17 protein-coding genes are annotated in these 18,739 nt (G+C 67.5%); 6 read left to right on the top strand and 11 right to left on the bottom strand.

The genetic code is table 11. The annotated features are described in order from the left end of the window. Window positions 1–17: 17 nt before the first annotated feature. Entirely contained in the window at window positions 18–821 is an 804-nt protein-coding gene (locus tag AC5P7A_RS17030; protein ID WP_142234634.1) for an APH(3')-II family aminoglycoside O-phosphotransferase, read from the bottom strand. Between the two features lie 41 nt (window positions 822–862). Then, window positions 863–1,369 carry a DUF2938 domain-containing protein gene (locus AC5P7A_RS17025; protein WP_495220368.1) on the bottom strand — a complete coding sequence of 169 codons (507 nt, stop codon included), beginning with the start codon at window positions 1,367–1,369 and terminating at the stop codon, window positions 863–865. Window positions 1,370–1,424: 55 nt separating this feature from the next. On the opposite strand from AC5P7A_RS17025, the gene AC5P7A_RS17020 reads away from it, so the two are divergent. The 4 genes from AC5P7A_RS17020 to AC5P7A_RS17005 all read left to right on the top strand — a co-directional run bounded on the left by AC5P7A_RS17020 (window position 1,425) and on the right by AC5P7A_RS17005 (window position 5,619). Next, the gene (locus AC5P7A_RS17020; RefSeq protein WP_032959997.1) at window positions 1,425–2,090 is read left to right on the top strand and encodes an ArsR/SmtB family transcription factor; all 666 of its coding nucleotides are present in this window, start codon (window positions 1,425–1,427) and stop codon (window positions 2,088–2,090) included. Between the two features lie 14 nt (window positions 2,091–2,104). After that, complete coding sequence (locus tag AC5P7A_RS17015) at window positions 2,105–2,833, top strand: GNAT family N-acetyltransferase (RefSeq protein ID WP_495220367.1); 729 nt, start codon at window positions 2,105–2,107, stop codon at window positions 2,831–2,833. A 28-nt stretch (window positions 2,834–2,861) separates the two neighbouring features. Continuing rightward, on the top strand, window positions 2,862–3,578 hold the full coding sequence (locus AC5P7A_RS17010; RefSeq protein WP_049406437.1) for an SDR family NAD(P)-dependent oxidoreductase: 717 nt from the start codon (window positions 2,862–2,864) through the stop codon (window positions 3,576–3,578). Between the two features lie 94 nt (window positions 3,579–3,672). Beyond that, window positions 3,673–5,619 (top strand): EAL domain-containing protein, encoded by a 1,947-nt coding sequence (locus AC5P7A_RS17005; protein WP_481453488.1) that lies wholly within the window; start codon window positions 3,673–3,675, stop codon window positions 5,617–5,619. On the opposite strand, the gene AC5P7A_RS17000 is transcribed toward AC5P7A_RS17005, so the two are convergent. Further along, window positions 5,616–6,227 carry a TetR/AcrR family transcriptional regulator gene (locus tag AC5P7A_RS17000; RefSeq protein ID WP_014646907.1) on the bottom strand — a complete coding sequence of 204 codons (612 nt, stop codon included), beginning with the start codon at window positions 6,225–6,227 and terminating at the stop codon, window positions 5,616–5,618. The genes AC5P7A_RS17005 and AC5P7A_RS17000 overlap by 4 nt on opposite strands. A gap of 104 nt (window positions 6,228–6,331) precedes the next feature. Here AC5P7A_RS17000 and AC5P7A_RS16995 point away from each other — a divergent pair, with 104 nt between their 5' ends. Further along, the gene (locus AC5P7A_RS16995; RefSeq protein ID WP_197574372.1) at window positions 6,332–7,408 is read left to right on the top strand and encodes an MBL fold metallo-hydrolase; all 1,077 of its coding nucleotides are present in this window, start codon (window positions 6,332–6,334) and stop codon (window positions 7,406–7,408) included. A gap of 166 nt (window positions 7,409–7,574) precedes the next feature. Next, entirely contained in the window at window positions 7,575–10,694 is a 3,120-nt protein-coding gene (locus tag AC5P7A_RS16990) for a galactose-binding domain-containing protein (RefSeq protein ID WP_495220366.1), read from the top strand. Window positions 10,695–10,753: 59 nt separating this feature from the next. On the opposite strand, the gene AC5P7A_RS16985 is transcribed toward AC5P7A_RS16990, so the two are convergent. From AC5P7A_RS16985 to msuE, 8 genes are all read right to left on the bottom strand, one after another. Next, complete coding sequence (locus tag AC5P7A_RS16985) at window positions 10,754–11,731, bottom strand: ABC transporter substrate-binding protein (protein WP_495220365.1); 978 nt, start codon at window positions 11,729–11,731, stop codon at window positions 10,754–10,756. A 16-nt stretch (window positions 11,732–11,747) separates the two neighbouring features. Next, window positions 11,748–13,493 (bottom strand): amino acid ABC transporter permease/ATP-binding protein, encoded by a 1,746-nt coding sequence (locus AC5P7A_RS16980; RefSeq protein ID WP_111206782.1) that lies wholly within the window; start codon window positions 13,491–13,493, stop codon window positions 11,748–11,750. After that, window positions 13,490–14,041, bottom strand: a complete 552-nt coding sequence (locus AC5P7A_RS16975) for a GNAT family N-acetyltransferase (protein ID WP_014646902.1) — start codon at window positions 14,039–14,041, stop codon at window positions 13,490–13,492. Before AC5P7A_RS16975 ends, AC5P7A_RS16980 begins: the two co-directional genes overlap by 4 nt. Continuing rightward, a complete protein-coding gene (locus AC5P7A_RS16970) occupies window positions 14,038–15,258 on the bottom strand; it encodes an amidohydrolase (protein WP_197605070.1) in 1,221 nt (406 codons plus the stop codon). Before AC5P7A_RS16970 ends, AC5P7A_RS16975 begins: the two co-directional genes overlap by 4 nt. Before the next feature lie 4 nt (window positions 15,259–15,262). Next, window positions 15,263–16,606, bottom strand: coding sequence for an LLM class flavin-dependent oxidoreductase (locus AC5P7A_RS16965; RefSeq protein ID WP_495220364.1), 1,344 nt, complete (start codon window positions 16,604–16,606; stop codon window positions 15,263–15,265). Between the two features lie 18 nt (window positions 16,607–16,624). Beyond that, window positions 16,625–17,602 carry an MsnO8 family LLM class oxidoreductase gene (locus AC5P7A_RS16960; protein ID WP_197574369.1) on the bottom strand — a complete coding sequence of 326 codons (978 nt, stop codon included), beginning with the start codon at window positions 17,600–17,602 and terminating at the stop codon, window positions 16,625–16,627. Between the two features lie 14 nt (window positions 17,603–17,616). After that, a complete protein-coding gene (locus tag AC5P7A_RS16955) occupies window positions 17,617–17,979 on the bottom strand; it encodes a DUF3088 family protein (protein ID WP_197574368.1) in 363 nt (120 codons plus the stop codon). A gap of 157 nt (window positions 17,980–18,136) precedes the next feature. Further along, window positions 18,137–18,718, bottom strand: a complete 582-nt coding sequence (gene msuE / locus AC5P7A_RS16950; RefSeq protein WP_032960012.1) for an FMN reductase — start codon at window positions 18,716–18,718, stop codon at window positions 18,137–18,139. Between the last annotated feature and the right edge of the window lie 21 nt (window positions 18,719–18,739).

Raw genomic sequence — 18,739 nt, 5'->3', positions numbered from 1 at the left:
CGCTGCCCTCCGAGGTTTCAGAAGAACTCGTCGAGAAGACGGTAGAACGCCAGCCGCCGTTCGTCGGGCACAACGCCATAGCGCCGGAACAGCGGCGCGACCCAGCGCGTGTCGCCGAAGTTGTGGACCAGGCTGCGCGCGGCGAGCGCCAGATCCTGGTAGCGATCGGCCACACCCAGCCGGCCACAGTCGATGAAACCGCTGAAACGGCCTTCGGCTGCCAGCAGGTTCGGCAGGCAGGCGTCGCCGTGGCTGACCACCAGATCCTCGTGATTGGGCCGGGTAGCGCGCAGTTCGGCGAACACCTGCTGTGCGCTCTGCCCCAGGCGCTCGTCATCGAAGTCATCGGCGTCGACCAGGCCCGCCTCGACCCGTGCCTGCGCGGCCTGCAGGCGCGAGGCCAGCCGCTGGTCGAACGGACAGGCCGCCACAGGTATGGCATGCAGGCCCCGCAGCGCATCGGCCAGCAGTTCCACCAGGCGCTGGGGCGGAAGCTCAGGCGACGAGGCCAGGTCGCGGCCGGGCAGCGCGCTCATCAGCAACCAGCGCCGGCCCGCTTCTTCGGCGGTGGCAATTACCGTTGGTGCCGGCTGGCCCTGCGCCTGCAGCCAGCGCAGGCGCGCGATCTCATCGCCCAGCTCACTGAAGGCATCGATCACTTCCGATTTCAGGAAGGCATCAGCCTGTCCCGGGCGATGCACACGGGCGACGTCTGCGCGCGATACGCCGATCGACTGTCGCTCGATGCGCGCATCGGCCAATGTTTCCCGCCACGCCCACGGCAGCGGCATGCCATCAGTGAAAGGATCGGGTACTTCCATGCGGGGATGTTCCTGTTGCCGGTGACCCCACGGATTCTCGCTCATTGTGCACGGACCCCGGCCAACAGCATCGCGGAAAGGTACATGCCTGCGCCGAACACGCTGTGTGCCACCAGGCTGCGCAGCCGCGCCTTGCCAGGCGCCGGGGTCTTCGAAGCGGCAATGCCGGCGCCCATGCCCGGCTGCAGGATGAAGAACGGCGCGGCAACGCTGAGAATGCCGAAGGCCAGCGCCGGCCGCAGGGTCGGTGCCTGCACCCAACCGTTCCCGACCACGGCCAGCAACAACGCGGCGAAGACCACACCGATCACGTAATGCGCCGTCCACCCCAGCGCGCGCTCGCCGGCCACCGGCAGCGAACGACCAATGCCCTCATGGCGCAAGCGCCCACGCCGCAGGTGGCCGAGCCAGCGGCCGACCATCGCAAAATCCAGCGACGGAATGCCGAGCAGCCTGCGCTGCAGCAACGCCCACAGATCCATCAGCGCGGTCGCGCCCACCCCGATCACTACCGCATCGATCACCAATGTCGTCGCCCAGCCACTCATTCCGCCCACCCTCAATTATTTGCTTGAATGATGGAGCGATGCTAGCGTGCCCGGCATGAACGCTGCAACCGAGCTGCCACCGTCCCCGCTGGAAGCGCTGGCCGAGATCGCCCGCACCCTGGGCCACCCGCACCGCCTGGCCCTGCTGGAGCACATCGCCCAGGGCGAGCGTGCGGTCGAGCGCCTGGCCGAACTGAGCGGCCTGTCGGTGGCCAATACCTCCCAGCACCTGCAGCAGCTGCGTCGTGCCGGCCTGGTGCAGACCCGCCGTGACGGCAAGCGCATCCTCTACCGCAGCGCTGACGGCCCACTAGCCAACCTGCTGGCCGCGCTGCGCGACTATGCCGACCACCAGCGCAGCGAAATGCAGGGCGTCCTCACCGACAGCCTGCAGCGCCGCGATGCACTGGAAGGGCTGACCGTCGAGCAGCTGCTGGAGCAACGCGACAGCGTGGTACTGCTGGACGTGCGGCCGCGCGAGGAATTCGATCTGGGCCACCTGCCCGGCGCGCTGAACATTCCCGCTACGGAACTGCACGCGCGGATGGACGAACTGCCGCGCGCCGTCCACATTGTCGCGTACTGCCGCGGGCCCTACTGCGTGCTGTCCAACGATGCAGTGATGATGCTGCGCGAAGCCGGCCTCAGCGCGCAGCGACTGGCCGCCGGCTATCCCGAATGGAAGGCCGCAGGCCTGCAGGTTGAACTGCCCCGACACTGAGCGAACCGTTTGTCATGGATGATGCGATTTCCCCGTTGATCGATGCTGCCTGGCAGCGCGTGTTCGCCGGCCAGCGCACGTTGCAGCAGGGGCCGCAGCTGCACCTGGCGTGCAGCGATGATGTCGATGAGGGTGAGGACGGCATGCTGTTACAGCGGGTCGCGGGCCCCGCCCGAGCGCTGTTGCGTCCTGCCCTGGCCGCTCGCCTGCAACTGCGTGCGCAACCGCACTGGACACTGGCGCAGCTGCAACAGCGCTTGCAGCAGCTCGGCCAGCATACGCACGGCGCGGATCGTGTCTTCTACTTCCCCACCGCAACACTCGCCGCCCTCGCCGAACACCCTGCCCCACCACATATCCGCCGCCTCGGCGCGACCGACGCGGCAGCGTTCAACGCGTTCCAGGCCACCGCCAGCGAGGACGATCTCGATGCCGCATGGGTCGAGCTGGATCACTGGCAGGTGTTCGGTGCCTTCGACGGCGAGCGCCTGGTCGCTGCGGGAAGCATGTACCCCTGGAGCCTGGATCCAGCCTTCGCCGATATGGGCGTACTGACCCTGCCCGAGGCCCGCGGTCGCGGTCACGCGCGACAGCTGGTACACGCCATGGCCGTGTCCGCGCGGGCGTCCGGGCTGCAGCCGCAATACCGTTGCCAGCTCGACAACACCGCCTCGATCATCACCGCCGGACGCAGCGGCCTGCGCGCGTTCGCCGATTGGGACACCATTCTGGCGGCCGACTGAGGCCGCCGCAGCACAACAAGGAAGCCACATGAAATTGATGGTCATCGGCGCCAGCAGGGGCCTCGGTCGAGCGTTCGTCGAAGGCCTGTGCAGTGCGGGCGACACCGTCATCGGCGTTTCGCGCAGCCGCCCGCACGACCTCGAATGCCCCGAGGGCGTCACCCTGCAGTGGATCGAAGCGGATCTGTCCCAGCCCACCCTTGCTGCCAATCACATCGCAGCGCAGGCGCCGGCCGATCTGGATGTGCTCATCCACAACCTGGGCATCTGGGAAGAGACGGCCTTCAGCGACGAGTACGCCTTCCTCGACGAAAGCGATGCCGCGCTTGCCCAGCTGGTCGACGTCAACATCACCGCCACCCTGGTGCTGCTGCGGCGCCTGCTGCCGAGGGTACTGGGCGCAGCACGTCCACAGCTGGTGCTGACCGGCTCGACCTCGGCGCTGCCGCGCAGCGGCCGCCCGGAAGTGGCGTTCGGCGCATCCAAGTTCGCGCTCAACGGCATCGCCGATGCGCTGCGCGAAGGCTTCCGGGATCGGCGCCTGGCGGTAACCAGTCTGCAGCTGGGCTACCTCAACACCGACGATGCACTGTCAGTGCCGGTAGCGGACGCCGCAGCGCGCGGCGACGGCGCACTGGTGCCGGTCCATGATGTCGTGGCGATGGTACGCGCCCTGCTGCAGCTGTCACCGTCCTCCTTCGTGCGCGAACTGGTGCTGCCCGCCATCGCCGACCCGCGCTACTGACCGCAGGGACCTTGGCCTGCCCCTTGGTGGCCGCACAGGCGCCTGTGGTTTACCCTGCTCGTCACTGGCCGTCGGTCACAGGCGGGAACCTGCTATGGATGCGCTTTCACGGGTCTCGGCCCAGGTCCTGGACAGCGCCCTGCCCAGCCTGCCGCTGTACCTGCTGCAGGCCACGGCGGTGATCGGCATGATCGGCGTGCTGCTGATCGCCACCCGTCGCGCCGGGCACGCCATTGAAGGACGGCGCCTGTATGTCGGCATAGCGCTGGGCCTGATCTACCTGTTCAATTCCTGGTTCGTGGCCCGTTACACCCAGGGTGTGGTCAAGCTGCACCTCGGCTTCGACATCCTGCTGGTCAGTGGCCTGCTCGGTGGCTGGCGCGGCGGCTTGGCCTGCCTGGCCGCCGCCCTGCTCGCCCGCTACCAGTTCGTCGGCACCCAGTTCTTCCTGCCTGCCAGCCTCGAGGCCGTGTTGCAGATGGTGGCCGGCGTCTGGCTGCGCAGGCGCCTGCACCCGCGCATGCTCAACGAACTCTCGCCACGCATGATCCTGCAGGCGTGGTCCGTGCGTATCGGGATGACCGCTCTGGGCCTGGCGCTGGGTGTGGCGATCATTGGGGCCGATCAACTACCGGTGGCCGAACTGGCGATCCAGCGCGTGCTGGCACTGCCGGTCTCGCTGCTGGTACTCGGCGCAGTGTTCGCGCTGGTCTACAACGATGCCCAGATCGATGCGCAGCGCCAGCGCGAACAGGCGTGGCTGCGCATCGATCCGATCAGCGGCCTGCCCAACATGCGTGCGCTCGGTGAACGCCTGCAGCGGTACTGGCGCGACAACGACGGCATCGGCAAGGCCTGCCTGATCGTGGCCGAGATGGGCAACCTGCGCGATCTGCGCCTGCGCTACGGGCCATTGCAGGACAACGGCCTGTGGCAGCGCGATACACCGGCCGACGTCCACCGGTTGCTGCCATCGCTGGCGGTGGACGACGTGGAGGTCTACCAGTTCGGTGATGCCGCGCTGGCGATCCTGGTGCGCGGCATGACCTTGTCCGAACTGCGCATACAACCGCAGATCACCGAGCTGGCCAGCAACCTGGCCGATCGGGTCGGCCGCGATTGGCCTGGCTTCCGGCCACTGTTCCGTTGTGCGGTGGTTGAATTGAAGCCCCCCGTTGATGCCGACGAAGGACATCTTCCGTTCCGCGCGATCACCGTGGCACTGAGCGCGATCGAATCCGGCGTCGTGTTCTTCGACGACCCGATCCAGCGCGACGGCGAGATCGACGCCCTGATCGAATTCGCCCTCGAACGCTGGCTGCAGCAGGGCGACGCACCGCTGTGCTACCAGCCCAAGCATCGCCTGCAGGACCGCCAGCTGGTCGGCGCCGAAGCGCTGCTGCGCATGCGCGATGGCGAAGGCCGGCCGATCGCACCGATGCGGGTGATCTCGCTGCTGCGCCGGCAGGGCCGGCTGGCAGACCTGGAATGGGCCACGCTGCAGTCGGCGGTGCACTTCCTGCAGCACTGCCGGCAGGACGGCGCGGCGCTGACCATCGCAGTCAATGTGTCAGCCGAATCCCTGCGCCTGCCCGACTTCGGCCTGCGCCTGCAGGAACTGCTGCAGCTGCGCGACATCCCCGGCGCGATGCTGCGCCTGGAAATCGTCGAGTGGACCGAAATCGTCGAGCGCGATGTGGTCGATGCCAACATCGCACAGCTGATGGCCTCCGGAGTCACCCTGTCGCTGGATGATTTCGGCGCGGGCTATTCGACCCTGATCCTGCTTTCGCAGCTGGCCATCGCCGAGGTCAAGATCGAGCAGGCGTTGATCGCCACGCTGTCCGACGCCAAGTCGCAGTCGATCGTTCGCTTCATCGTCGAAGTCGCGCACCGCTGCGGCGCGATCGTGGTGGCCGAGGGTACCGAGACCCTGGCCCAGGAACAGAAGCTGCGCGCACTCGGGGTGGATGTCGGCCAGGGCTACCTGTACTCGGCGGCGCTGCCGGCCGACGAGTTCCGTCGCTTCGCCGCCAGCTAGACCGCGTAGAAACCCAGGAACATGGCCACCGCCGATTCGGCGACGCGTGCGCGTTCCTGCGCGGTCAATGGTGGCTGCCCCATCGTCACCTGCGGCCAGAACGCGAAGCTCTTCACCAGCCCATGCAGCTGGTGGCCGGCGAATTCCGGATCAACCTCTCGCAACCGGCCATCGGCGATCGCTGCGCGGATCCACGCACTCTCGCCACTTTCCTTCTCGCCCATGCGGCAGACGATGGCCTGCGCCCGCTCCGGTGAGTGGATGACCTCGGCCATCGCCACCCGTGCCAGGTCGATGAAGTTGGCATCGCTGAGCAGTTCCAGCTTCTGGCCCAGCAACTGCAGCAGCTGCGCCTGCAACGGCTGGTCCGCGCGATACGGCAGTGCGTCGCTGGCCACGCTGCGTTCCCACAGCTCCTCCAGGATCATAGAAAACAGCGCTTCCTTGCTCGGGAAGTGGTTGTAGACGGTGCGCTTGGAGACCCCGGCCACCTCGGCGATGCGGTCCATGCTGGTCGCCTCGTAGCCCGATGCACGGAACTCCTCCACCGCCGCGCGCACGATGGCCTCGCGTTTGCGGTCGGTCAGGCGTTGTGGGGCACGGGGCATGGCGGAGACCGGATAGCTGAACGGACGCCACCATTTTACACCCAGTAGTGTACTTTTGAAAAATGCGAAACTACACTGTGCAGTGTACCCAGCGGACGTCACCCATGAAGCGCCTGCTCCTTGTCCTCCTGCTTGGAATCCTCGCCGTGACCGCCTACACCTTCTGCAAGTCCTGGTCCCTCCCCGACTTCCCCGATTCGCCGCAGTACCGCGACGGCAAGTTCCGCAATGCCCTGCCCCGTCCGGCGATGGGCCTGCGCGACGGTGCGGAGATCTGGTGGACGTTCCTGTTCAACAAGCCCAAGGGCACCGTGCCAGCCCACCCGATTCCGGTGCAGCCGCTGGACCGCGCCTCCCTGGATGCTGCGCCGGATCGCAGCCTGTTCCGGCTTGGGCACTCCACGATCCTGCTGAAGCTGCGTGGCCAGTACTGGCTGACCGACCCGGTGTTCTCGGAGCGCGCCTCACCAGTGCAGTGGATGGGGCCGGCGCGCTTCCACGCACCGCCGATCAGCATCGACGAACTGCCGCCCATCGCCGGCGTGATCCTCTCGCACGACCACTATGACCATCTCGACCATGCCGCGGTAATGCAGCTGGCCGGCAAGACCGCGCGCTTCATCGCACCGCTCGGCGTCGGCGACCAGCTGATTGCATGGGGTGTGGACGCCAGCAAGGTGGAACAGCTGGACTGGTGGCAGTCGACTGAAGCCAGTGGCCTGCGCTTGACCGCGACCCCGGGCCAGCACTTCTCCGGCCGCGGGCTGGGTGACAGCGACCGCAGCCTGTGGGCGTCATGGGTGATCCAGGACGGCGACTTCCGCATCTTCTTCAGCGGCGACACCGGCTACTTCGATGGCTTCAAGGCCATCGGCGAGAAGTACGGACCGTTCGACCTGACCATGATCGAGACCGGCGCCTACGATCCGCGCTGGGCGTTCGTGCACATGCAACCGGAACAGACCCTGCAGGCGCACCTGGACCTGCGCGGAAAGTGGCTGCTGCCGATCCACAACGGCACCTTCGACCTGGCCCTGCACGCATGGCAGCAGCCGTTCGAGCGCATCACTGCATTGGCCGCCGCAAAGAATGTGCCGGTGGCCACGCCGATGATGGGCGAAGCACTGGACATGCAGGCGCCGCAGGCGGGTACGCGATGGTGGGAGACGGTGGAGCTTTAGCGGGGGATGCCGTTTGACCTGCCGGAAGCCATGTAGAGCCGAGCCATGCTCGGCTGCGTCAACCACGGAAGCGGCCTGCGGCGCTGCAGTGCGTCATGTAACCGATTACATCCCTTGCTAGCGTAGCGCTCGCCCGATTCCGGTCGAACCTGCGAGGCAGTCCGTAATGACGTTGCGCGCCGAACGCTCCAAGGTCTCCCGCTCAGCTATCCCATGGCGATCTGCCGCCGCCCTGCTGTTGGCCGCCCTGGCCTCCAGCGCACAGGCACAGACCCTCCCCCCGCGCAGCCAATGGCAGGCCAGCAGTTCCTCGCAGCAGGTACCGGCGATGGCGATCGGCCACCTGATCGACGGCGACCCGAAGACCGTGACCGGCGGCGCCTTCAGCCCCGGCCACTGGTTCCAGATCGATCTGGGCGCGCCCACCCTGCTGGCCGGTGCGCGCCTTACCTGGGATGTCTCCAACCCGGAAGGCTATTCACTGCAGACCTCGCTGGACGGCACGCAGTGGCAGACCGCGTACACGATGGCCGATTCGCTGGGCGACGTGGAAACGCTGTACTTCGCGCCGCGGCAGGCACGCTACCTGCGGCTGGCCAGCCCGCAGCGCACCTCCGATTGGGGCGTGTCGATCTTCGAGATGGAGCCACTGGACAGCACGCTCAGCGCACGCATCAGCGGTATCGATGCAACGCAGGCAGCGGCGCTCTGGCAAGGGGGCGGCACCGTCGCGATGCCGGCCGGGGCAAATGGATCCCATACGTTCGAGATCACGCTGCCGCGGGCCCAATCAACGGCTGGCCTGGTCGTCGACTGGGCCGATGGCGCGCGCGGCGCCGCGCGACTGCAGGTGCAGGATGCACAGGGCCGTTGGCAGGACCTCGCACACGATGCACAAGCGGCCAATCATCGACAAAGCTGGCTGGCCGCCACTGCAGCACAACCGTTACGTACATTCCGCCTGAGCGTGGACGGCGCTGCACCGCAGATCGCGCGCCTGCGCCTGCTCGGCCCGAAGGCCGTGATGACGCCGATGAAGCGCTACCAGATCGCTGCCAGCGGCGCGCAGCGTGCGCTGTTCCCGGCGTCGCTGCAGATGCAGCAGACTTATTGGACGGCCGTCGGTGTGCACGCAGGACGACAGAAATCGATCTTCGACGAGTACGGCAATCTTGAAGCCTTCAAGGGCGCGCCGTTGGTGCAGCCGATCTGGCGCAATGCCGATGGCCAAACCGCCGGCGCCGCCGCGCAGGCCATGCAGCATGCCCTGCGCGACGGCTGGAAGCCGATGCCCTCCGCTACGTGGTCACCGCAGCCCGGGCTGGAGTTGCGCAGCGAGGTATTCGCCATCGAGCGCAACGGCCAGCCGGTAACGTTCCTGCGTCATCGCCTGCACAACACCGGAAAAACCCGGATCGACGGCACGCTCAGCCTGGTCGTGCGCCCGATGCAGATGAACCCGCCATGGCAGAACGGCGGGCTGTCGCCGATCCGCGATGTGGCCATCGACAGGCAATCCGTGCGCATCAATGGCCGCACGCTGCTGCAGTCGCTCACGCCAGTGGCTGCGTCCGGCGCGGCGCCGTTCGGCAGGGATGGCGCCACGGAAATCACCGCGGACATCGCTGCCGGCCAACTGCCTTCCGCGCAACAGGCGCATGATGACCAGGGTCTTGCCTCGGCTGCGTTGGACTACCGCGTCTCGTTGGCGCCGGGAACCAGCGATGCCATCGTGGTCGCGTTCCCGTTGGGCACCGCCGCCGCGGATGCCAATGGCGTGCTGCCCGAAGCGCCTGCGTTGGATCTGGCCACGCTTCCCCGCGATGCCAATGCGGCGTTCGATTCACTGGCCACGCAGGCGTCCGCGGACTGGCAGGCACGGCTGGGCCAGGTCGGCCTGCGCCTGCCCGATCCATCACTGGTGGACATGCTGCGCGCGCAGGCCGCCTACATGCTGATCAACCAGACCGGCCCGGCGATGCAGCCCGGCCCGCGCAACTACAACCGCTCCTTCATCCGCGACGGCATGGCCACATCGGCCGTGCTGCTGCGCATGGGCGAGGCCAAGGTCGCGCGCGACTACCTGGCCTGGTACAGCGAACACGGCGTACATGCCAACGGCCTGGTCTCGCCGATCCTCAATGACGATGGCAGCGTCAACACCGGCTTCGGTTCGGACATCGAGTACGACAGCCAGGGCCAGTACGTGGCGCTGGTCGCCGACGTTGCACGGCTGGATGGCGGACCCGAGTCGGTGCGTGACTACCTGCCGAAGGTGAAGGCCGCGCTGCACTTCCTGCAGGAACTGCGCGAGCGCACGCTGGTGCCCGGATACAAGGCTGACCAGCCTGCCCCGGAACGCTTTGCGGGCATCCTTGCACCATCGATCAGCCATGAGGGCTATCCATCACCCACCCACAGCTACTGGGATGACTATTGGGGCCTGAAGGGGTGGCACGACGGCGCGTGGCTGGCCGAGGCACTGGGCGACCACGAAACCGCCCGTTGGGCGCGCGAGCAGTACAAAGCGCTGTACGACGCATTGCGTGCCTCGATCCGCGCAACGATGGCGTGGAAGGGCATCGACTTCATTCCGTCATCGGCCGATCTTGGCGATGGTGACCCCACGGGCGTGTCGATCGCCCTGGACCCGACCGGCGCGCAGAGCGTGTTGCCGGCAGATGCGTTGCGGACCACCTTCGCCCGCTACCTGGAAGACGTGCGCAAGCGCAGCCAGCCCGGTGCGCTGTATGCCTACACGCCGTACGAGATCCGCAACGTGCTGAGCTATGTGCACCTGGGCCAGCCAGACGTGGCTGACGAGCTGCTGCAGGGCCTGCTTCATGACCGGCGCCCGCTTGAATGGCAGGTGCTGGCCGAAGTAGTGCATTCACGGCTGCGCTTCCCGCGCTACCTCGGCGACATGCCGCATACCTGGATCGGCGCCGAATACGGCCGCACCCTGTTCGGCATGCTGATGCGCGAAGACGATGATGCGCTCTCGCTGCTGCCGGGCACACCGCCCTCGTGGGTGGCGGGGGATGGATTGGCGGTGGAACGCCTGCCGACGGCGTATGGCACGTTGCAGATGCAGGCGCGGCAGCGCGACGGGGTGCTGACGGTGGGGCTTGGCAAAGGGCTGCGCGGCGGAACGGCGGTGAAAGTCTGGTGGCCGGCGCGCACGATGCCGAAGACGGTGCGTGTGGACGGACGCAGCGTTTCCGACTTCGACGCCGAGGGCGTGCGCCTGGCGAAACCGTTCAGAACGCTGGAGGCGCGTTGGTAAAGCAGCCGAGCATGGCTCGGCTCTACAAAAGCGGAGGTCGCGCCGGGCCACGCCCGGTGTCATTGCAACGTCGGCAATCCCGGCGGGTTGGTCTGCGACTGCGGCACGGCTTCCTCGGCCACGTTCCACCGTTTCAGCGCCTGCGCGTAGGTGCCACTGGCGATCTGGGTGTTCAGCGCCTGCGTCACTGCATCAGCCAGGCCGCTGCCCTTGCGCGTGGTCACCGAGATCGCCGCAGCGTTCGGCCAGCCACCGGGGAACAGGCCGACGCGCCGCACCTTACCGTCGCGTGCGGAATAGGCGCCGGTGGCGTTGGGCTCGAACGACACATCGGCGCGGCCGGTGATCACCGCCAGCCGCCCGACCACGGCGTCATCGAAGTACTGGTACTCCACCGGTTTCAATCCCGCCGCGATGTTCTGCTGGTCCCACTGCCGCAGGATCTGGTCCTGGTTGGTGCTGGCACCCACCACCACCTTCAGCCCGGCCACATCGGCCGGCTTCTCGATCTTCTGGATCGGCCCGTCTGCGCGCGTGTAGATGCCCAGCAGGTCGAAACGGTAGCTGGAGAAATCGAACTTCTTCTTGCGCTCTTCGGTAACCGTCACGTTCGACAGCACCGCATCGTACTTGCCTGATTCCAGACCCAGCGGCCAGTCGGCCCAGGCCACCGGCACGATCACCAGCTTCAGGCCCAGCGCATCGGCGATCAGGCGCGCGATGTCGGGCTCGATGCCCACAACGTCCTTGCTGTCGGCCCCGTAGTCGGCCAGCGGCAGCTGCCCTGGATGGGTGGCCACGGTGAACGACCCGGGCGTGACGAAGCGATACCCCTTGGGGATCAATGACTGCGCCTCTGGATCGAACGTGCCTTTCAACACCGCCGTGTTCGCACCGGCCAGGCTGGTCGCGGCCACGGTGCCGGCATCTGGTGCCTGCCGCACGCGCGAATAGACGATACCGGTGATGCCGATGACCAGCACGCCCACGATCGACAGGGTGCTGCGTGAGGGACGACGCGGTGCTGCAGGGCTCATGGTGTTCCTTTCTCGGTTACAGGGTCTTGGCCAGGAAATCGGCGGTGCGCTGCTGGCGCGGGCGTTCGAACAGCACCTCGGGCGTGCCCTGCTCGATCACCCGGCCCTGGTCCATCATCACCACGTGGTCGGCCACGCGGCGGGCGAAGCTCAGCTCATGGGTGACGATCACCAGCGTGGTGCCGGAGCGGGCCAGCTCCTCGATCACGCTCAGCACCTCGGCCACCAGTTCCGGGTCCAGCGCCGAGGTCGGTTCGTCGAACAGCAGCACCTTCGGCTGCAGGGCCAGCGCGCGGGCAATCGCGATGCGCTGCTGCTGGCCACCGGACAGCTGGCGCGGGAAGGCATCGGCCTTGTCGGCCAGGCCGACCCGTTCCAGCAGCGTGCGCGCCTGCTGCTCGGCCTGCGCGCGCGGCACGCCACGCACCGCGATCGGTGCCTCGATGATGTTCTCCAGCGCGGTCAGGTGCGGGAACAGGTTGAAGCCCTGGAACACCATGCCCACTTCTGCACGGCGGCGTCGGATCTCGCGCTCGGGCAGCTCGTACAGGGTGTCGCCCTCGCGGCGGTAGCCGATCAGCTGGCCGCCGACAGTCACGTAACCGCCGTCGGCGCGTTCCAGGTGGTTGATCAGCCGCAGCAGCGTGGACTTGCCGGCGCCCGAAGGGCCGATCAGCACGGTCACGCTGCCGGCGCGCAGGTCCAGGTTCACGTCTTCCAGCACCGGCTGGTCGCCAAACACCTTGCCTACGCCATGCAGCGACACCGCCGCGCCCTCGCCCGCTTCAACCTGGGTGGCGATACGCGGGCGGCTTGCTACGCGCGGTGCGGCTTCGCCCTGCACACGCGGGGGCGATGACACCCGCGACACCGAGCGCTCGCGCTGCAGCTGGCCGCGCGCGAAGCGTTGCTCCACGCGCCGCTGCAACAGCGACAGCACGGTAAGGATCACCAGGTACCAGACCGTGGCCACCATCAGCAGCGGCACCACTTCCAGATTGCGGCGGTAGATCACCTGCACGGTGTAGAACAGCTCCGGCAGCGCCAGCACGTAGACCACCGAGGTGCTCTTGGCCAGGCCGATCACATCGTTGAACGCGGCCGGCAGGATCGAACGCATCGCCTGCGGCAGGATGATGCGGCGCACCTGGCGGCCACGCGGCAGGCCAAGTGCCGCTGCCGCCTCGTACTGGCCATGGTCGACCGAGAGGATGCCACCACGGATCACTTCGGCCGAGAACGCGGCCTGATTCAAGGTGAGGCCCAGCACTGCGGCGGTGAACACGCCGATCAGCTGCGTGGTCGGGTACGAGAACAGGCTGATGCCGGTGAACGGCACGCCCAGCTCGATGGTGCTGTACAGGTAGCCCAGGTTGTTCAGCAGCAGCAACAGCACCAGCAGCGGGATCGAACGGAACAGCCATACATAGCCCCACGACACCGCCGACAGCAGCGGCGAGCCGGACACGCGGGCCAACGCCAGCAAGGTGCCCAGCGCGAAACCGAGGCCAGTGCCGAGTGCGGTCAGCAGCAGCGTGCGACCCAGGCCTTCCAGCACCGGGCGCGCGAAGAACCACTCGGCGAACGTGCCCCAGCCCCAGCGCGGATTGCCCAGCACCGATTGCAGCCCGATCAGGATCAACGCCAACGCCAGAAGGGTTCCGACCACCTGCAGCGGATGCCGGGCCGGCACGATCTTCAACGCCGGTGCTGGCGCGGGGGGTGCGGCAATGCCATCCAGCGCAGTCGAAGGCGTGCTCATGCGTGGGCTCCGTGCAGCACGGTCTGCGACGGCGAAAGCACTGGCGCCGGCGCACGTAGATGCTTCTCGAACGGCAGGTGCGCGATGGTTTCCGGGTCGGCCTGCAGGTCGAACAGCGCGGTATAGCCGTGGCTGAGGTACAGGCCGACGGCTTCAGGCTGGCGGAAGCCGGTGGTCAGGAACACCCGACGGTACCCTTGCCGCGCCGCCTGGTCTTCCAGTTCCTGAAGCACGCGACGCGCGATGCCCTGCCTGCGCAGCCCGGGCAGCGTCCAGATGCGTTTGAATTCGGCGGTGTCCGGATCGCGGTGCGGCATGAAGGCGCCGCCGGAGATCGCCACACCATCGCGCAGCAGCAGCACGAACGCGCCTACCGGCGCCGCGAAGGCCTGCGCCGGATAGCGTTGCAGCTCCTCGCGGGCGCTGCCGCCGATGCGTCGGCGCACGTCGGCGTAGCGGCTGTCGTACTCCTGCTCCAGGCCATCGAACAGCGGCCGCGCCAATGGATCATCCACCGAGGTATAGAGGAAGCGTTCGTTGCTGCTCATGCCACGTCCTTCACCAGATAGTCTTCGGCCAGTCGCGCCCACAGGCTGGCGGCCGGTGCGATGGCCGCGTCGTTGAACACATAGCGCGGGCTGTGCAACGGCGCGCTGTCGCCGTTGCCGACGAACACGAAACTCCCGGGCCGCGCCTGCAACAGGAAAGCGAAGTCCTCGCTGGCGGTGCGCGGCGCGAACTCCGGCACCACCTGTTCGTGGCCGAAGCCCTGCACGGCCACGTCGCGGATGTAGGCGGTCTGCTGCGGGTGGTTGATCACGCTGGGGAAGCCACGCGGGAACTCGATTTCAGCGCGTGCCCCGAAAGCGGCAGCGGTCTGCTCGGCAATCCCGGTCACCCGGCGGCGCAGCGTGTCGCGCAACTCGGGCAGGTAGGCGCGCACGGTCAGCTTCAGCTCGACCACGTCCGGAATCACATTGGCGGCCTGCCCACCGTGGATCGAACCGACGGTGACCACGCCCATCTGCCGCGGGTCGACATTGCGCGACACCACACTCTGCAATGAAGTGATGATGTGCGCGGCGACCAGGATCGGGTCCACGCTGCCCTGCGGCTCGGCACCGTGGCCGCCCTTGCCGATCACCTTCAGCCGCGCCCAGTCGACCGACGCCATCGCCGGGCCGTCGACGAAGCCGAAGTGGCCGACCGGTACGCCGGGCCAGTTGTGCAGCCCATAGATCGCATCCACCGGGAAGCGCTCGAACAGGCCGTCGGCAATCATCTTCGATGCACCCGAGCCGGTTTCCTCGGCTGGCTGGAACACCAGCTGCAAGGTGCCGTCGATAGTGCCGTGATGGGCCAGGTAATGCGCGGCAGACAGCAGGATGGCGGTGTGACCATCATGGCCGCAGGCATGCATCAGGCCGTCGGTCTGGCTGGCGTAGGCCAGCCCCGAGTCTTCGTGGATCGGCAAGGCATCGATGTCCGCACGCAGCCCCAGCCGACGGCTGCCCTGCCCACGCTGCAACGTGCCGACCACGCCGGTGCCGCCGAGACCGGTGGTCACCTCATAGCCCCACTGCTGCAGCAACTCGGCCACACGGGCGCTGGTGCGGTGCTCCTCGAAGGCCAGCTCCGGGTGGCGGTGCAGGTCATGGCGGATCGCGATGGTGGCCTCGGCGCGTGCCGCGATCTCGGGCAATATGCCCGTCGATTGGGAAATCCGCCGGGCATGCCCCGGTGCTACCGCAGTGTCTCCGCTCATTGCCCTACCCCGCCTTCCGCGCCGGCTCGGCATCGGTCGAATGACGGCTGGCCTTGTACGGCAGGCCCAGATGTTCGCGCAGGGTCTGCCCCTCCAGCTCGCGCTGGTGGTAGCCGCGCGCCTGCAGGATCGGCAGCACCTGGGTCACGAAATCGTCCAGGCCTTCGCGCTGCGCCGCGAAACCGAGGATGAAGCCGTCGCTGGCACCGGCATCGAACCAGCGGATCAACTCATCGGCCACGTGCTCCGGCGTGCCGATGAAGTTCGGTCGTGGACTCACGGCTTCCAGTGCCACCTGGCGCAGGCTCAGCCCCTTCTCCCGCGCATCCTGCTTGATGCGATCGGTGGTGGAACGGAACGAGTTGCTGCCGATCTCACCCAGCTCCGGGAACGGCGCGTCCGGATCGTACTGGCTGAAATCGTGGTGATCGAAGAAGCGTCCCAGGTACGCCAGTGCATCCTCCAGCGTGGCCAGTGCGGCGATTGCCTGGTACTTGGCTTCGGCCTCCTCTGCGGTACGGCCGACGATGGGGCCGATGCCCGGGAAGATCTTCACGTCGTTGCCGCTGCGGCCATGCGCGATCGCCGAGTTCTTCACCTTCTGGGTGAACGCGCGGGTTTCTTCCAGCGACGGCGAATGGGTGAACACCGCATCGGCGTACTTGCCGGCCAGCGCGATGCCATCGTCGGACGAACCGGCCTGGAAGATCACCGGCTGGCCCTGTGGCGAACGCTGGATGTTGAGCGGGCCTTCCACCTGGAAGAAGCGGCCCTTGTGGTCGAGGCGGCGGAACTTTTCCGGCGCGAAGAACGTACCGCTGTCGCGCTCGCGCACGAAGGCATCGTCATCCCAGGAATCCCACAGCCCCTGCACCACCTCCAGGTACTCGTCGGCGATCTGGTAGCGCAGTGCATGCTCGGGATGTGGGCGGCCATAATTGCGACCCGAGCCCTCCAACGGCGACGTCACCACGTTCCAGCCGGCGCGGCCGCCGCTGAGCAGATCCAGCGAGGCGAATTGACGGGCGACGGTGAATGGGTCGCTGTAGGACGTCGACAGCGTGCCGGCCAGGCCGATCTTCTTCGTGGCCGTGGCCAGCGCCGACAGCAGCGAGATCGACTCGAAGCGGTTGAGGAAATGCGGGATCGACTTCTCGTTGATGTACAGGCCGTCGGCCACGAAGCCGAAGGCGATGCCATTGTCTTCGGCGGTGCGAGCGATGTCGATGTAGAACTGCAGGTTGACGCTGGCATCGGCCGGGTTGGACGGGTGCTTCCAGGCATGCATGTGGCTGCCGGGGCCCTGCAGCATGATGCCGAACGGAACGTGGCGCGGGGTCGTGCTCATGGGAAACGCTCCTGCAGGTCAGGCCACCGCCGCGCGCGGCGCGGGCGACAGCAGTTCAAGGGATGTCAGGCGTGCGTCGAGGTCGGCCACCGGCGCATCGAGGATGAACTCGCCCACGCCGAAACGCCGGTGCAGCGCATCCAGTTCGCCGCGCACGTGCTGCGCATCACCGGACAGCACGCTGGGGCGCGTTTCCTCGATGCGGAAGTCGGCCACCCCCACCTGGCGCGCGTACTCGGCAGCTGCCTCGGCGCTGGGCAGGTTCACCGCCTGCCCGGGACCGAGGTGCAGCTTGTAGACGCGCAGCGCACCGATATGACGCGAAGCGGCTTCCGCAGTCGGTGCGGCGAAGGCCACCGTGGCCAGCAGCGGCGGCTGCGAGGCGACGCTGCGGTAGGCGTCGAACGCGGCCTCGATGTGCTTCGGGTCACCATCGAAGTGCGCGGCGTAGACGAAGCGCCAGCCCAGTTCGGCCGCCTGCTTTGCACTCTGTGGACTTGCGCCGAGCAGGAAACGCTCCGGCGCCTGCTGCGGAAGCGGCCGCGCCAGCGCCTCGCTTTCGGCGCCGGCCAGATAACCCTCCAGGTCGCGCAGTTGCTGGTCGAAATCAGCGAACGGCGGACGCCCGGCTGCCAGCGCGGCAGTCGAGGCCGGCAGGCCGCCGGGGGCCTTGCCCACGCCCAGATCCACGCGCCCCGGCGCCAGCGCCGCCAGCAGGTTGAAGTTCTCCGCCACCTTGTACGGCGCGTAGTGGCGCAGCATCACCCCGCCACTGCCGATGCGGATGCGCCGGGTCTGCGCCAGCACCCAGGCCGCCAGCACTTCCGGTGCCGGGCTGGCCAACGTCGGTGCGGCATGGTGCTCGGCAAACCAGTAGCGGTGATAGCCCAGCTGTTCGGCGCGCTGCGCCAGCTGCAGGCTGTTGCGCAGCGCCTGCTCCGGCGAAGCGCCCTCGGCTACCGGGCTCTTGTCCAGCACGCTGATCTGATAGCTCACGGTCGCGTCCTCGCTCAGGGGTGGGCCACGGGAATGCCGAGCAATCCGTTCAGTGCGGCCAGGATCGGTTCGGCACCGGAGATGTACTGCCGGTCCTGGTGCGCGCCACTGGCCAGGTCGCTGCGTACGCCCTGCGGCAGCACCAGCTTGGGCAACGACTGGTCCTGCTCGCCGATCTCGGCGATCACCTCGCGGCGCGGCCGCGCGAAGCCGATGCGACGTACGTCCAGCTGCGCATCAAGGCCGTCGATGCTCGACAGTGCACCTTCCAGTAACAGGCTGTGCCGGCAGAAGAAGCGCTGGCCGGGAATCTGGCCGTCCTCGAACTCGCGATCGAGCAGGAACAGGATGGGTTTGCTTGCTGCGTCGAGCTTCACTGGGGGGGTCCTCATCTGGGCCGGCAATGCGATGCCGCTTCGATATCGATGCTAGAGATGCCTGCGGCTGCGGCAGCGACGCCTGGCGACAATCGGCGGTCAGATCCGGCCATGCAGATGCAGCGTGGCCATAAGCAAAGCGCCGCCGGTTATGGCGTCAGGCGATGCGTCGCAGCGGCGCCGCTACCGCCAGCGCCTGCGTCGCCAGGTGGCCGGCCGCACGCTCGGCTGCCAGCGCGATGCGTGCCTGCAAGGCAGCACTGTTGATGTGCTCGCCGTCGAAGTCGGCAGGCGTGGCATACACCCCGATCGGCAGCGTGTGCGCCTGCAGGAAACTGAACAACGGCCGCAACTGGTGGTCGATCACCAGCGCATGGCGCTCGCTGCCACCGGTCGCCGCCAGCAGCACCGGCGTATCCACCAGCGCCTCCAGCCCGACGAAGTCGACCAGGTGCTTGAACAACCCGGGATACGAGCCGCGATAGACCGGCGCGGCCACCACCAGCAGCTCTGCGGCCTCGATGCTCTGCAGCGCCTGCTCCACCTCCGGCCCCGCCTCATCGCGCGACAACGACTGGCCCAGCGAGCGCGCGATCGGCGCCAGCTCCACCAGCTCCACGCTGGCATGCACGCGTTGCTGCAGCGACGCCAGCAGATGCCGCACCAGCAGCAACGTGCGCGATGTCGCCGAACTGGTCGGTGACCCCACCAATGCAACCACCTTCAATGCAGAAGACATGAACTGCTCCTCGATAATGCC

The organism is Stenotrophomonas sp. YJH_SMC_65, from assembly GCF_059369475.1.
The sequence above is the reverse complement of the archived record's forward strand: the minus strand, read 5'-3'. Positions and strand labels throughout refer to the sequence as shown.

Excerpts from the sequence above, each read along its gene's own strand:
- AC5P7A_RS17010 (WP_049406437.1), top strand. The coding sequence starts at position 2,862 with ATGAAATTGATGGTCATCGGCGCCAGCAGGGGCCTCGGTCGAGCGTTC.
- AC5P7A_RS16970 (WP_197605070.1), bottom strand. The coding sequence starts at position 15,258 with ATGAGCGGAGACACTGCGGTAGCACCGGGGCATGCCCGGCGGATTTCC.
- AC5P7A_RS17030 (WP_142234634.1), bottom strand. The coding sequence starts at position 821 with ATGGAAGTACCCGATCCTTTCACTGATGGCATGCCGCTGCCGTGGGCG.
- AC5P7A_RS16995 (WP_197574372.1), top strand. The coding sequence starts at position 6,332 with ATGAAGCGCCTGCTCCTTGTCCTCCTGCTTGGAATCCTCGCCGTGACC.
- AC5P7A_RS17020 (WP_032959997.1), top strand. The coding sequence starts at position 1,425 with ATGAACGCTGCAACCGAGCTGCCACCGTCCCCGCTGGAAGCGCTGGCC.
- AC5P7A_RS16980 (WP_111206782.1), bottom strand. The coding sequence starts at position 13,493 with ATGAGCACGCCTTCGACTGCGCTGGATGGCATTGCCGCACCCCCCGCG.
- AC5P7A_RS16965 (WP_495220364.1), bottom strand. The coding sequence starts at position 16,606 with ATGAGCACGACCCCGCGCCACGTTCCGTTCGGCATCATGCTGCAGGGC.
- AC5P7A_RS17015 (WP_495220367.1), top strand. The coding sequence starts at position 2,105 with ATGGATGATGCGATTTCCCCGTTGATCGATGCTGCCTGGCAGCGCGTG.
- AC5P7A_RS16985 (WP_495220365.1), bottom strand. The coding sequence starts at position 11,731 with ATGAGCCCTGCAGCACCGCGTCGTCCCTCACGCAGCACCCTGTCGATC.
- AC5P7A_RS17005 (WP_481453488.1), top strand. The coding sequence starts at position 3,673 with ATGGATGCGCTTTCACGGGTCTCGGCCCAGGTCCTGGACAGCGCCCTG.
- msuE (WP_032960012.1), bottom strand. The coding sequence starts at position 18,718 with ATGTCTTCTGCATTGAAGGTGGTTGCATTGGTGGGGTCACCGACCAGT.
- AC5P7A_RS16990 (WP_495220366.1), top strand. The coding sequence starts at position 7,575 with ATGACGTTGCGCGCCGAACGCTCCAAGGTCTCCCGCTCAGCTATCCCA.
- AC5P7A_RS17000 (WP_014646907.1), bottom strand. The coding sequence starts at position 6,227 with ATGCCCCGTGCCCCACAACGCCTGACCGACCGCAAACGCGAGGCCATC.
- AC5P7A_RS16975 (WP_014646902.1), bottom strand. The coding sequence starts at position 14,041 with ATGAGCAGCAACGAACGCTTCCTCTATACCTCGGTGGATGATCCATTG.
- AC5P7A_RS17025 (WP_495220368.1), bottom strand. The coding sequence starts at position 1,369 with ATGAGTGGCTGGGCGACGACATTGGTGATCGATGCGGTAGTGATCGGG.